Source organism: Pseudomonas fluorescens HK44 (assembly GCF_000217955.3).
Lineage (GTDB): Bacteria > Pseudomonadota > Gammaproteobacteria > Pseudomonadales > Pseudomonadaceae > Aquipseudomonas > Aquipseudomonas fluorescens_AQ.
Genome location: NZ_AFOY02000003.1, coordinates 21,174 through 34,322, shown reverse-complemented (window position 1 = coordinate 34,322; position 13,149 = coordinate 21,174). Strand labels below are relative to the sequence as shown.

General features: G+C 57.1%; 11 protein-coding genes, 4 tRNA genes and 1 riboswitch. Of the genes, 3 read left to right on the top strand and 12 right to left on the bottom strand.

Annotated elements, in window-relative coordinates; genetic code table 11:
* Positions 1-709 precede the first annotated feature (709 nt).
* Together HK44_RS01605 and phnN are read right to left on the bottom strand one after the other, a co-directional pair.
* Positions 710-786: transfer RNA gene (locus tag HK44_RS01605), tRNA-Arg, on the bottom strand.
* A 130-nt stretch (positions 787-916) separates the two neighbouring features.
* The gene (phnN, locus tag HK44_RS01600) at positions 917-1,513 is read right to left on the bottom strand and encodes a phosphonate metabolism protein/1,5-bisphosphokinase (PRPP-forming) PhnN (RefSeq protein WP_019693150.1); all 597 of its coding nucleotides are present in this window, start codon (positions 1,511-1,513) and stop codon (positions 917-919) included.
* A 370-nt stretch (positions 1,514-1,883) separates the two neighbouring features.
* Between phnN and HK44_RS01595 the strand changes: the two genes are divergently transcribed.
* Positions 1,884-2,210 (top strand): Arc family DNA-binding protein, encoded by a 327-nt coding sequence (locus HK44_RS01595; RefSeq protein ID WP_003178899.1) that lies wholly within the window; start codon positions 1,884-1,886, stop codon positions 2,208-2,210.
* 168 nt (positions 2,211-2,378) lie between these two features.
* On the opposite strand, the gene mgtE is transcribed toward HK44_RS01595, so the two are convergent.
* Positions 2,379-3,821, bottom strand: a complete 1,443-nt coding sequence (gene mgtE, locus HK44_RS01590) for a magnesium transporter (RefSeq protein ID WP_019693151.1) — start codon at positions 3,819-3,821, stop codon at positions 2,379-2,381.
* A 320-nt stretch (positions 3,822-4,141) separates the two neighbouring features.
* Here mgtE and HK44_RS01585 point away from each other — a divergent pair, with 320 nt between their 5' ends.
* The gene (locus HK44_RS01585) at positions 4,142-4,654 is read left to right on the top strand and encodes a DUF4124 domain-containing protein (protein ID WP_019693152.1); all 513 of its coding nucleotides are present in this window, start codon (positions 4,142-4,144) and stop codon (positions 4,652-4,654) included.
* Positions 4,655-4,673: 19 nt separating this feature from the next.
* Here HK44_RS01585 and HK44_RS01580 read toward each other — a convergent pair.
* The 7 genes from HK44_RS01580 to ltaE all read right to left on the bottom strand — a co-directional run bounded on the left by HK44_RS01580 (position 4,674) and on the right by ltaE (position 10,638).
* Positions 4,674-4,750 (bottom strand) — tRNA-Arg (locus tag HK44_RS01580).
* A gap of 72 nt (positions 4,751-4,822) precedes the next feature.
* Positions 4,823-4,899: transfer RNA gene (locus HK44_RS01575), tRNA-Arg, on the bottom strand.
* 107 nt (positions 4,900-5,006) lie between these two features.
* Positions 5,007-5,097, bottom strand: a tRNA-Ser gene (locus HK44_RS01570).
* Between the two features lie 62 nt (positions 5,098-5,159).
* Positions 5,160-5,348 (bottom strand): carbon storage regulator CsrA, encoded by a 189-nt coding sequence (gene csrA / locus HK44_RS01565; protein WP_003178872.1) that lies wholly within the window; start codon positions 5,346-5,348, stop codon positions 5,160-5,162.
* A gap of 185 nt (positions 5,349-5,533) precedes the next feature.
* Positions 5,534-6,775: an aspartate kinase gene (locus HK44_RS01560; RefSeq protein WP_019693153.1), complete on the bottom strand. Its 1,242-nt coding sequence runs from the start codon at positions 6,773-6,775 to the stop codon at positions 5,534-5,536.
* A 90-nt stretch (positions 6,776-6,865) separates the two neighbouring features.
* Entirely contained in the window at positions 6,866-9,487 is a 2,622-nt protein-coding gene (alaS, locus tag HK44_RS01555) for an alanine--tRNA ligase (RefSeq protein WP_019693154.1), read from the bottom strand.
* 146 nt (positions 9,488-9,633) lie between these two features.
* Positions 9,634-10,638 carry a low-specificity L-threonine aldolase gene (gene ltaE / locus HK44_RS01550; RefSeq protein ID WP_019693155.1) on the bottom strand — a complete coding sequence of 335 codons (1,005 nt, stop codon included), beginning with the start codon at positions 10,636-10,638 and terminating at the stop codon, positions 9,634-9,636.
* 214 nt (positions 10,639-10,852) lie between these two features.
* A riboswitch (FMN riboswitch) is annotated at positions 10,853-11,023 on the top strand.
* Positions 11,024-11,143: 120 nt separating this feature from the next.
* On the opposite strand from ltaE, the gene HK44_RS01545 reads away from it, so the two are divergent.
* The gene (locus HK44_RS01545; RefSeq protein ID WP_019693156.1) at positions 11,144-11,653 is read left to right on the top strand and encodes a 6,7-dimethyl-8-ribityllumazine synthase; all 510 of its coding nucleotides are present in this window, start codon (positions 11,144-11,146) and stop codon (positions 11,651-11,653) included.
* A 122-nt stretch (positions 11,654-11,775) separates the two neighbouring features.
* Here HK44_RS01545 and astE read toward each other — a convergent pair whose 3' ends face one another.
* Together astE and HK44_RS01535 are read right to left on the bottom strand one after the other, a co-directional pair.
* On the bottom strand, positions 11,776-12,786 hold the full coding sequence (gene astE / locus HK44_RS01540) for a succinylglutamate desuccinylase (RefSeq protein WP_019693157.1): 1,011 nt from the start codon (positions 12,784-12,786) through the stop codon (positions 11,776-11,778).
* Between the two features lie 12 nt (positions 12,787-12,798).
* Positions 12,799-13,086 carry a hypothetical protein gene (locus HK44_RS01535; protein WP_019693158.1) on the bottom strand — a complete coding sequence of 96 codons (288 nt, stop codon included), beginning with the start codon at positions 13,084-13,086 and terminating at the stop codon, positions 12,799-12,801.
* Positions 13,087-13,149 lie beyond the last annotated feature (63 nt).

Here is a 13,149-nt window from a genome sequence, read left to right as displayed (position 1 = left end):
TGCGCATTCTACAGACACCACCGAGCGCGTCAAGCAATTAAATCAAAAATTTTCAATTTTCTTCTTGGCTTTCAAATACTTGATTGCCAGCCTTCTATTGACAATAAGCAGAGGAGCACGATACCGCCTCAGAGCCGTCACCTGAATTGCAGCATTTCTCCATATATGAAATTGAGAGCATTTCGGAGGCCGCAACGGACACGTCTACCACACCCGCCCTTTTGATCGGTTACGGCTAGGTCACAACCAGCAAACCAAGCAGATACTGCATTTTTTTGGATATCACGACGTACTCATGCTTCCGGCAGGCCGGTCCCGAGAAAAGCCCTAAGAAGCCGCCCGTCGACCTGAGAATAAAATGCAGATGACGCACTCCACTCAGCACCGACCCTAGCCTTTCCGAGGGGAACTGCATTCAGCAGACCTGCTTCGCAGAAAGATCCATGCCTCCCTCATTGCTCAAGCACTACTGGACCTGGAGCTGAGCGAGATCGATGAGCAAGTCTATTGCGCACGTAGCAGACCCTGGACGGAGGCTAAGCAATGACATCGCCATTTCGACCGAAACATTGAGCAATGCACGCGCCGCAGACATCTGCTCTTGAGGAAGAAAACCAAGGGAATTTGAGTACAACTAGAAGTAGTGACTGGAGTAGCGGCCAACCTTGAGAGCCGCCACTACCGGAGACAAGGGAATCCCAGAGAAATATGGTGTCCCAGGGCAGGTTCGAACTGCCAACCTTCCCCTTAGGAGGGGGATGCTCTATCCAATTGAGCTACTGAGACACATGCCGGCCGCAAGAACATGCGACGCGATGGACGGCATGCATGTTAACGGGCAGGTCCGGTTTTGTCATGTCGTCTGTAGGGCTTATTAAGTGTAGGCAAGCGACCGGTCTCGATCACGCATTCAAATTCAATCCGCTTTTGCGCTGATACCCTCTCGCATCAATAGAGCCAGCAAGTTGTCAACAGCAGTGGAAAGCTCACCAGAATTGTCCAGCTGAAAAATCCCTTCCGGGTCTTCTCGAGCAACATCCGCTGAAAACAGGGCATTGCGCTCAAGTCGGGCCTCGATCTCCTCAGCGCTCTCGCGCCCTCGCCGCTCAAGACGTTTGCGCAAGGCATCGGTTTTTACCGTCAGCAATATGGGCAACAACGTCGGATAACGCGCCATAGCTTCTGACAAATGACCTCTTGAGCCGTTGATCAGTACATGACGACCGTCACTTAACCAGCAATCGATCTCTGCTGGAATGCCATAATCAAGCCCATTGGCACGCCAGCACAGTGCAAAACCACCTTCATGCCTCATTTGAGCAAATTGCTCCGCAGTCACACCCATAGCGTCTTCGCCGACCGATTCAGCCGACCGGGTAATCACCCTGCGCACCACAATGCAATCAAGGCCAAGCAAGGAACCACGGGCCGCATCGATCAGGCTGTCTTTGCCAGAGCCGGACGGCCCCATCAAATAAATAAGTCTGCCGCGCCCCCCTATATCATCCCGCATTGCGTACCCGCCCTAGCAAATCGGCCATTTGCCACTATTCTGTATCTTGTAAGGAACGAAGATCATATCCGCATAGCATGCACGCTCAGGGGCGCCCAGGCACCCACCTGTCGGGCAAAGAGGACGCGGTCAGATATACGGGCCCGGTGACTGTTTTCAAACCAGTCCGCATTTCTGATAATTGGTGCTGGCATAACGCCTGCTTCCAGTTCAATATTTGTCACAGAATTGACGCCAATGTTCTGGCATTTTGAGGCATGATGCGGGCCTCTTATCAATTCAGGTTGAACATTTGGCAACGAAGCTTGTCCTACATGACATCCTGCGGCCAATTCCGAGAACCGCTCCCCTGAACTAACCGGTTAAATATATGCGCCCATTGAAACAGGCAATCTATTCCAGCCGTACGGCTGACAAGTTCGTCGTACGTCTGCCAGACGGGATGCGTGAACGCATTGCCGAGGTGGCTCGCAATCATCACCGCAGCATGAATTCCGAGATCATCGCCCGCCTCGAGCAGAGTCTTATTCAGGAAGGCGCGCTGGGCGAAGAATTGAGCATGCGCCTGGACAGCCCCGAGCTGTCACTGCACGAACGCGAACTGCTTCAACGTTTCCGTCAACTCTCCCACCGCCAGCAAAACGCACTGGTTTCGCTGATTGCCCATGACGCTGAAATGGCCGCAGACGCCTCCTGATTGCATCCCGTAAGTTCTAGCCAGCCATGTGCTGGCTTTTTTTTGCCTGAAATTCAGTCAATCGATTACTCAACGGCAAGCTCAGTCGCCATCGACATTACACTAATAGACAGAACAACAATAAAGATGCGCGGCCTGCTGGTTTGAGCAAGACCGCGAAATAGAAACTCAGAGCAGGAAGATTGTCGCCAGCCCGAGGAAGATGAAGAAACCACCGCTGTCGGTCATAGCCGTGATCATGACGCTCGCACCCATCGCCGGGTCGCGTCCGAAACGCGCCAGGGTCATCGGAATCAAAACCCCCATCAACGCCGCCAGCAGCAGGTTCAAGGTCATCGCGGCAGTCATCACTACACCCAGTGACCAACTGCCATACAGCAAGTAGGCCACCACGCCGATGACCCCACCCCAGACCAGACCATTGATCAAACCAACCGCCAGCTCCTTGCGCATGAGACGCGAAGTATTACCGGTGCTGACCTGATCGAGCGCCATCGCACGAACGATCATGGTAATCGTCTGGTTGCCGGAGTTACCGCCAATACCGGCAACGATCGGCATCAACGCCGCCAGGGCCACCAGCTTCTCGATAGAACCTTCGAACAAACCGATTACCCGCGATGCAACAAAGGCGGTAATCAGGTTGATCGCCAGCCAGGCCCAGCGGTTGCGCAAGGATTTCCAGACTGACGCGAAAATATCCTCTTCTTCACGCAGACCTGCCATGTTGAGAACTTCGTTTTCGCTCTCTTCACGAATCAGGTCGACCATCTCGTCGATGGTCAGACGACCGATGAGCTTGTCGTTCTTGTCGACCACCGGGGCCGAAATCAAGTCGTAACGCTCAAAAGCCTGTGCGGCATCGTAGGCATCTTCATCCGGGTGAAAACTCACCGGGTCGCTGGCCATGACTTCCGAGACTTGCTTGTCGGGATCGTTGACCAGCAGTCGCTTGATCGGCAGCACGCCTTTGAGCACGCCATCGTAGTCAACCACGAACAACTTGTCGGTATGACCTGGCAGTTCCTTGAGGCGACGCAAGTAACGCAGAACCACTTCCAGGCTGACATCCTCGCGGATCGTCACCATCTCGAAGTCCATCAATGCACCGACCTGCTCCTCGTCATAGGACAACGCGGAGCGAACGCGCTCTCGCTGCTGACCATCAAGGGTTTCCATCAGCTCGTGGACGACGTCTCGCGGCAGCTCGGGGGCCAGGTCAGCAAGTTCGTCGGCATCCATCTCCTTGGCCGCTGCCAGGAGCTCCTGATCGTCCATGTCGGCGATCAGGGTTTCGCGAACCGAGTCGGATACTTCAAGCAGGATGTCGCCGTCGCGCTCGGCCTTGACCAACTGCCAGACAGTCAGACGCTCGGCAAGCGGCAAGGCTTCAAGAATGTAGGCAACGTCGGCGGAGTGCAGGTCATCGAGCTTGCGTTGCAACTCGACGAGGTTTTGCCGGTGGACCAGGTTCTCGACCAGATCGTGATGATGACCTTCCTGGCGATGAGTCAGGTCTTCGACCACCCGCTGGCGATGCAGCAGCTCAACGACTTGAGCCAGGCGGTCTTGCAGGCTTTCTTGCGTTTTCTTTACTTCAACTTCAGTCATAGGCGAACTCCACTCCCAGCAGCGGGGCACGCCGGAAGGATCAATCAGTCAATTCATGATTGGTAAAACGGGGTACTGAGTAACTACTGGGTAAGTCCATGGAGGTATTCCACAAGCCCCGGCGGGGCTGACGGGCGCAATCATACACCGCCTGACGGTTTTAAACGTTAAAAAATCCAGCCTGAAACAAGCGCTTGCGAGACAAACCTGAGCGCCGCCCGCATCTGCGAAACTGCGACGACTCATCCCGAAAAGAAAACACACCTCCACTGAGAAATGCACTGACTACCCTTGATCGTGACCGTCATGGAGGACGCCCAATGCTCAGGAAAACACTCACAACCCTGTTGATCGCCCTGCTCTGCACGCCCCTACAGGCCACTGCAGCGACTGTGCACCGATGTGAAGACGCCAAGGGCCGCATCACTTACACGACGCTGAGCTGCCCTCCTGGAGAGACACTCTCGCGACAGAACATTTACAACCCAAGCGTTTTCACATTCGAGGCGATGCTCCCCAGCGCCAACCACCAGGAAACATCAGGCATCAAAAGCACACCGAGAGATCCGACCGTTGTCGGCCAAATGAATGACAAATGCGGAAACCTGCTCAGTGCCAAGGAGCGTCGCGAAGCGATCATCAATCAGCGGATCGTTCCAGGCATGAGCCAGCAGGACGTTGAAAGCGCACTGGGCAAACCCGACAAGATCAGCATTCGAAACGCGACGACGAATTATCGCTACGACAGCAAGAAAGGCCGTAGCGCGCAAATCGTGTTCGATGAGAAGGGATGCGTAAAAGGCAAATCCCAGACAGCAAAAAGCCCGCGTTAGACGCAGGCTTTTTGGTGTTTGGTGCACTCGACAGGATTCGAACCTGTGACCGCTCGGTTCGTAGCCGAGTACTCTATCCAGCTGAGCTACGAGTGCAATTTGTGTTTTTAGACCAGATCACAACTGGTTGAAGCCAGATTACCTGCATTACTGCAAACAACCCTTAAATGGTGCACTCGACAGGATTCGAACCTGTGACCGCTCGGTTCGTAGCCGAGTACTCTATCCAGCTGAGCTACGAGTGCATTTGTTGCCGCGCATTATAGGCCGTTAAATCTTTTTGTAAAGCACTTTTTCTAGTAATTTCAACAACTTACCGAAGAAGCCAGATTACAACGTACTAAACAAATAATGGCGGAGAACGGGGGATTCGAACCCCCGACACCCTTTTGAGGTGTACTCCCTTAGCAGGGGAGCGCCTTCGGCCACTCGGCCAGCTCTCCGCAACACGGGGCGTATCTTAACCAACCTTTTCCCCGTTTGCAAACATAAAAAACGATAAAAATTAATGGCTTGGTTCGTCGTCCTTCTCTTTCTTGATCCGCAGGTAGATTTCCTCACGGTGAACAGCCACCTCTTTCGGCGCATTAACGCCAATACGCACTTGATTTCCTTTGACGCCGAGCACGGTCACGGTGATTTCGCCATCACCAATAATCAGGCTTTCTGCGCACCGACGAGTCAGAATCAGCATACCTTTCTCCTCACGCATTTCATTTCAGGGACAACAGTCTGCAAAAAAAAGGCGCTCGACCTACAACCAGAACGATCGCAGCCCTACACGCCTAAGTATTGACTAGCACGAGCAAAAGAACAGGCTTCAGCCGTGCCACTCAAAAAAAACAAAGGGCGCGGTCAGACCGCGCCCTTAGAGGAGCATCACTCGCCCTGGCGGGCCGGTGCGTCCAGTTCGAAAGCTGTGTGCAGAGCGCGCACAGCCAATTCCAGGTACTTCTCTTCGATCACTACGGAAACCTTGATTTCCGAAGTCGAGATCATCTGGATGTTGATGGTTTCTTTAGCCAGGGCCTCGAACATGCGGCTGGCAACGCCTGCGTGAGAACGCATGCCGACACCGACGATCGATACCTTGGCGATCTTGGTGTCGCCAACGACTTCACGGGCACCGATCTCGCGAGCGGTGTTTTCCAGCACGGCCTGGGCCGCCTGGTAGTCGTTGCGGTGTACAGTGAAGGTGAAGTCGGTGGTGTTATCGTGCGCAACGTTCTGCACGATCATGTCGACTTCGATGTTCGCGGCGCTGATCGGGCCGAGAATCTTGAAGGCCACGCCCGGGGTGTCTGGCACGCCACGGATGGTCAGCTTGGCTTCATCGCGGTTGAAAGCGATGCCGGAAATGATCGGCTGTTCCATGGATTCCTCTTCATCAATAGTAATGAGGGTACCCGGACCCTCCTTGAAGCTGTGCAGTACGCGCAGCGGAACGTTGTACTTACCGGCGAACTCGACCGCGCGGATCTGCAACACCTTGGAACCAAGGCTGGCCATTTCCAGCATCTCTTCGAACGTGATCTTGTCCAGGCGCTGAGCCACGGACACCACGCGCGGGTCGGTGGTGTAGACGCCGTCGACATCGGTGTAGATCTGGCATTCATCAGCCTTCAGGGCCGCTGCCAGCGCCACGCCGGTGGTGTCGGAACCGCCACGACCAAGGGTGGTGATGTTGCCGTGCTCGTCGACGCCCTGGAAACCGGCAACGACAACGACACGACCGGCCTTCAGGTCACCGCGAATCTTCTGGTCATCAATCTGCAAGATACGCGCTTTATTGTGCGCGCTATCCGTCAGAATCCGTACCTGGTTGCCGGTGTACGACACTGCCGGTACGCCGCGCTTGATCAGCGCCATGGCCAGCAGTGCAATCGTCACCTGCTCACCGGTGGAGACAATGACATCCAGCTCACGGGGAACCGGTTGATCGCCGCCACTGATTTGCTTGGCCAGATCGATCAGACGGTTGGTCTCGCCGCTCATTGCAGACAGCACGACCACCAGGTCATCGCCGGCTTCGCGGAATTTCTTAACCTTGTCGGCGACCTGCTCGATTCTCTCGACAGTGCCGACTGAGGTGCCTCCAAATTTCTGTACGATCAAAGCCATTTCAAAGCCGCCTCTGCCCATGAAGGGCGCCCATTAATCACTCAAACAGCTGCGAAGCCCGCCACTAGACGACGGGCTCGGCACGCAGCCTTAAATACCCTGCTCTACAAACGGCACGGTGAGGGCCAATGCTGCATCCAGTGCGTCAGCGTCGGTACCGCCGCCTTGCGCCATGTCTGGACGACCACCGCCCTTCCCGCCCACTGCTGCAGCGGCTTGCTTCATCAAATCACCGGCTTTGAGTTGGCCAGTCAGGTCCTTGGTTACACCCGCAACCAGTACGACCTTTTCCTCATGGACACTGCCGAGCAGGATCACTGCGCGGCCGAGTTTGTTCTTCAGTTGATCGACCAGCGCCAGCAGCGCCTTGCCGTCCTGACCGTCGAGACGCACGGCCAGCACTTTCACGCCTCTGACGTCCTGGGCAGAAGCCGACAGGTCGTCACCCGCCGCACTGGCGGCCTTGGCTTGCAACTGCTCGAGTTGCTTTTCCAGCAGACGGTTGCGCTCAAGCACAGCCGACAGCTTGTCGATCAGGTTGTCGCGGCTGCCCTTGACCAGGTTGGCCGCTTCCTTGAGTTGCTCTTCCGCAGCGTTCAGGTAAGCCAGTGCCGCAGCGCCTGTCACCGCTTCGATACGACGCACGCCAGAAGCCACGCCGCCTTCGCTGATGATTTTCAGCAGACCGATGTCACCAGTGCGATTGGCATGGATACCACCGCACAGCTCGACGGAGAAGTCGCCCATGCTCAGTACGCGCACGCTGTCGCCGTATTTCTCGCCGAACAGCGCCATGGCGCCTTTTTGCTTGGCGGTGTCGATATCGGTTTCTTCGGTTTCAACTTCGGAGTTCTTGCGAATTTCGGCGTTGACGATTTCTTCCAGCGCTTTCAGCTGTTCAGGCTTGATCGCTTCAAAGTGGCTGAAGTCAAAGCGTAGACGCTGACTGTCGACCAGCGAGCCTTTCTGCTGAACGTGCTCGCCCAGCACCTGGCGCAATGCTGCGTGCAGCAAGTGAGTCGCGGAGTGGTTCAGCGAAGTGGCGTGACGCACCTCGGCATCCACCTGAGCCTGAACCGGCGAGCCAATGGTCAGGCTGCCCGAATCCAGCACGCCGTGGTGCAGGAACGCACCGCCGGTCTTGGTGGTGTCGCGCACGTCGAAACGCGCGGCGCCAGCCTGGAGGAAGCCGCAATCACCGATCTGACCGCCGGATTCCGCATAGAACGGCGTCTGATCGAGAACGACCACACCCTCTTCGCCTTCGCTCAATACGTCGACCGATTGCCCGTCTTTATACAGAGCAACGATCTTGGCCGAACCGCTCTGAGCGGTGTAACCGGTGAACTCGGTGGCCACATCAACCTTGACCAGGCTGTTGTAGTCCATGCCGAAGGAACTGGCCGAACGGGCACGGACGCGCTGGGCTTCCATTTCACGTTCGAAGCCCGCTTCGTCGATGGTCAGGTTGCGCTCACGCGCGATGTCGCCGGTCAGGTCCATCGGGAAACCGTAGGTGTCATACAACTTGAACACCACGTCGCCTGGCACCACATCGCCTTTGAGTTCGGCCAGATCCTGCTCGAGGATCTTCAGGCCCTGCTCCAGGGTTTTGGCGAACTGCTCTTCTTCGGCTTTCAGCACGCGCTCGATGTGCGCTTGCTGGGATTTCAGCTCAGGGAAGGCTTCGCCCATCTCGGCAACCAGCGCACCAACGATCTGATAGAAGAAGCTGCCCTTGGCGCCCAGCTTGTTGCCGTGACGGCACGCACGGCGAATGATCCGGCGCAGCACGTAGCCGCGACCTTCGTTGGACGGCAGCACGCCGTCGGCGATCAGGAAACCGCAGGAACGAATGTGGTCAGCCACGACTTTCAGCGAAGCCTGGTTGTCGTTGGTGCAACCAATGGCCTTGGCCGAAGCGCTCAGCAGGCTCTGGAACAGGTCGATTTCATAGTTCGAGTGAACGTGCTGCAGCACGGCACTGATCCGCTCAAGACCCATGCCGGTATCCACCGACGGCGCTGGCAACGGGTGCAACACGCCATCGGCGGTGCGGTTGAACTGCATGAAGACGTTGTTCCAGATTTCGATGTAACGGTCGCCGTCTTCTTCTGGTGAACCCGGTGGGCCGCCCCAGATGTCGGCGCCGTGATCGTAGAAAATCTCGGTGCAAGGACCGCACGGGCCGGTATCGCCCATGGTCCAGAAGTTGTCGGACGCGTACGGCGCGCCTTTGTTGTCGCCGATGCGAACCATGCGCTCGGCCGGAACCCCGACTTCCTTGGTCCAGATGTCGTACGCCTCGTCATCGCTGGCGTAGACCGTGACCCAGAGTTTTTCCTTCGGCAGGTTCAGCCACTTGTCGGAAGTCAGGAAGGTCCAGGCGTAGGTGATCGCATCACGCTTGAAGTAGTCACCGAAGCTGAAGTTACCCAGCATTTCGAAGAAGGTGTGGTGACGGGCGGTATAACCGACGTTTTCCAGGTCGTTGTGCTTGCCACCGGCGCGAACGCACTTCTGGCTGCTGACGGCGCGGGTATAGGCGCGCTTTTCCTGGCCCAGAAAGCAGTCCTTGAACTGGTTCATCCCCGCGTTAGTGAACAGCAGGGTTGGGTCGTTGCCCGGAATCAAAGAGCTGGAGGCTACACGGGTGTGGCCTTGCTCTTCGAAGAAGCGAAGGAAGGCTTCACGGATTTCTGCGCTTTTCATTAGGTTCTTCCACGGAGGCTGCGGCCAAAGGCCTGTGCGAATCGTCAACAGACGAAGCGACGGCAAAGGGCCGCATTATATCGGCGTTAGTGTGCAGGTACAGTGTGTTTGTACGATACAGACAGTCAATTGGACGGCTAACACCTTCAGTTTTGTGAAAACTCGACGAAAGTGGCGATCACCTGTTCAATCTGCGCCCGGTTGACGTCCATGTGAGTGACCATGCGCAAACGTGAGGCGGCGGTGAGCTTGATCCCGCGCTCACCGGCAAACGCCTTGAGCGCATCGCATTGATCGCCCATTTGCACATAGACCATATTGGTCTGTACCGGCTCGACTTCATAGCCCGCTGCGCGCAGGCCTTCAGCCAGAAACTGCGCGTTGGCGTGGTCGTCCGCCAGACGTTGCACGTTGTGATCCAGTGCATACAAGCCTGCCGCCGCAAGAATGCCGGCCTGACGCATGCCGCCACCGACCATCTTGCGCAGGCGCCGGGCCTTGCCGATCAACTCGGCCGAACCACAGAGCACCGAACCGATCGGCGCGCCCAGGCCTTTGGACAGGCACACCGACACCGAATCGAAGTGCTGAGTGATTTCCCGCGCATCGACGCCCAGCTTGACCGCTGCGTTGTACAACCGCGCGCCATCCAGATGCAGCGACAGACCGTGTTCACGGGTAAAGCGACGAGCCCGCGCCAGATATTCCAGCGGCAATACCTTGCCTTGCATGGTGTTCTCCAGCGCCAGCAGCCGGGTCCGGGCGAAGTGGAAATCGTCCGGCTTGATCGCCGCTGCCACCTGAGCCAGGTCCAGCGAACCGTCAGCCTGAACGTCCAGCGGCTGCGGCTGGATCGAGCCCAACACCGCGGCCCCGCCACCTTCGTACTTATACGTGTGCGCCTGCTGGCCGACGATGTACTCGTCACCGCGCTCGCAGTGAGCCATCAACCCCAGCAGATTGCTCATGGTGCCCGTCGGCACGAACAGCGCCGCTGCAAAGCCCAAACGCCCGGCCAGTTCGGCCTCAAGCTGATTGACCGTCGGATCTTCGCCGTAGACGTCATCCCCGGTGGCCGCCCTGGCCATCGCGTCGAGCATCCCTGCGGTCGGTTGGGTGACGGTGTCGCTACGAAGATCGATAACGCTCATGAATCAGGCCTCGGAATAGGACGCTAACGTCGCTGCTGATAAGGGAAATCTCTTTCGAAGGGGATTACTGCGGCCAACGCCGCGATTAATCAAGGCCCTGACCGGAAAGCCGGTTCAAGCCAACGGAAAAACCGATGTATATCATCAGAAAGCAGCCATGCGCAGCCCACAAATATGTGTTAAAAACTCTCCGCCGCCAGAAAACCTGGCAGCAAAACGTTCTCAGGGCGGGGTGCAACTCCCCACCGGCGGTAATTGCGCGCAATGCGCATAGCCCGCGAGCGCTTGGTGTCACTGATGCTTCGGCAGCAGGTGACGGCAAGGTCAGCAGACCCGGTGTGATCCCGGGGCCGACGGTCATAGTCCGGATGAAGAGAGAACGGGATTGGCACCAAAGGGCCGTCCGTGGGCTACGCGCATACACTGCACGTCTGACCTGCACGTACCCTTAAATCCCATTCGATTCATAACGCCCTGTTTTTCACACAAACAGGAGTCAGAACAGATGCAACCCACCGCAATCGATAGCAAAAGCAAAAACCATCAGGGCGAGCGCGTAGCGTTTATCCAGGCGTGCTGGCACAAGGAAATCGTTGATCAGAGCCGTAAGGGTTTCGTCAGCGAGATGGTCGCCCAGGGCTATCAAGAATCGGATATCGACTTTTTTGAAGTCGGCGGCGCCTTTGAAATTCCACTGCATGCCAAGCTGCTGGCCAAGTCCGGTCGCTATGCCGGTATCGTTGCCGCCGGTTTAGTGGTTGATGGCGGTATCTACCGTCACGAATTCGTCGCCCAGTCGGTGATCAGCGGCCTGATGCAGGTTCAACTGGAAACCGAAGTGCCGGTGTTCTCGGTCGTGCTGACCCCGCACCACTTCCATGCCGGCGAAGAGCACCAGAAATTCTTCTTCGAACACTTCGTGCACAAGGGCCAGGAAGCGGCGAAGACCTGCGCCGACACGCTGCACAAGATGCGTGCCTTGCGTCGCACTGAACACCGCGCAGTAGCCGTTTAAAACGCAGCATCGCCCTTGTAGGAGCAAGGCTTGCCCGCGATGCAGGCACTGCGGTCTATCGACCAGACCGCGTTATCGTTCATCGCGGGCAAGCCTTGCTCCTACAGGGGCATCAGTGGCTATCAGACCAAGTCTTCGCCGGTGGTCGGGACAATCAGAATGCCGGCGCGCAGGCCGTTCTTGACCTTCGGGTTCGGGAAGATGATTCGCGCCCCCTCCTCCTCGACGATCCAGCGGGTCTGGGCGATGTCCTCGGCCAGCAGATAACCCTTTTTCAGCTCCGAGAAGTTCTCGATGTCCGCCGGCAGGTTCAAGTGGAAGCTGTCGCTGTGCTTGATGATCTCCCGCGCCACGCTGAACAGCTGCAAGCCATCCAGGCTCTGGTCTGCTGACTCCGGCTCGGTGCCTTCGATGACCTGCTTCAAAAGGGTTTCGAGACGCGAGACGTTAACCCCGTCGTTCTGTCCGAACGGCCGGGCCTTGCCCAGTTCAAGGGTGAAAGACTCGGCATCGAGCTTGTCGTAGGTGTACGAACTGAAAACGATGGACGGCTTGTTCTGCAACAGCACTGCCTCCATGCCGGCAGCGCGCAGGCGAGCCAGTTCATGACGGGAATGCTGGCGACCTTCTTTCCAGGGATACAGCGCGAACTGCTCGATCTTCGAGCCACGAATCGCGGTATGCAGGTCGTAGTGCAAACGGGCGCGGTCGGGCAGATTGAAAAAACTCGCTGCCAGACGCTCCAGCTCACAGGCTCGCAGTGCTTCGGAGCCACTGCTGAGTTCGTGACGGCCGTTGAACAGCCGATTGACGTCCTGCTCGATAAACCGCTCGCCGCGACGCATGGCGTCTGGGTTACCGAACAGGAACAAAATACGTGCGCGCGGCTTCAACTCTCCGCGGGCGATGTCATGCAACAGGCGATCGAGCAACTCGATCGGCGCAGTCTCGTTACCGTGGATGCCGGCCGACAACAGCAAGTCCAGGCCATTGTCGCGAGCCTCGGGGGGCCGGACTTCCAGCGCTCCTTCGCTCAGCCAGCGCATCCGCACGCCTTCGACAGTCAGTTGAGTCTTCTCCGCCGGCTCACGGCCGGCGAGGGTCAGTTCAAGCAGTTTGCCGAGGGCGAGCATAGAGCGAATTCCTTAGTGATCGTGTTTGCAATCCGGGCCGTGCACATGGTCTTCGTCACCGATTTCAGCCGGTTCCATTTCCAGTTGCAGACTTACCAGATTAGTCGCCAATGGACGCAACAGCAGGTTGGCGTATTCGGCATCGCCTTCTTCGACGTCAACGCCGATCAGCAGCTGGCCGCGGCCGTCGTGCTGGATCCACAACTCTTTGCCCTGCCACATTACCGCAACGCGGGTGCAAGAGGTTTCCAGCTGAGTGCCGTCGGTGTCTTCAAGAATCAGCTGCAGGGTATCGCTCATTTTTACGTTCTCATCGGGAGATAAAGCGACGCGTCCGACTCTTCATGAGCAGGACGCGGGCTT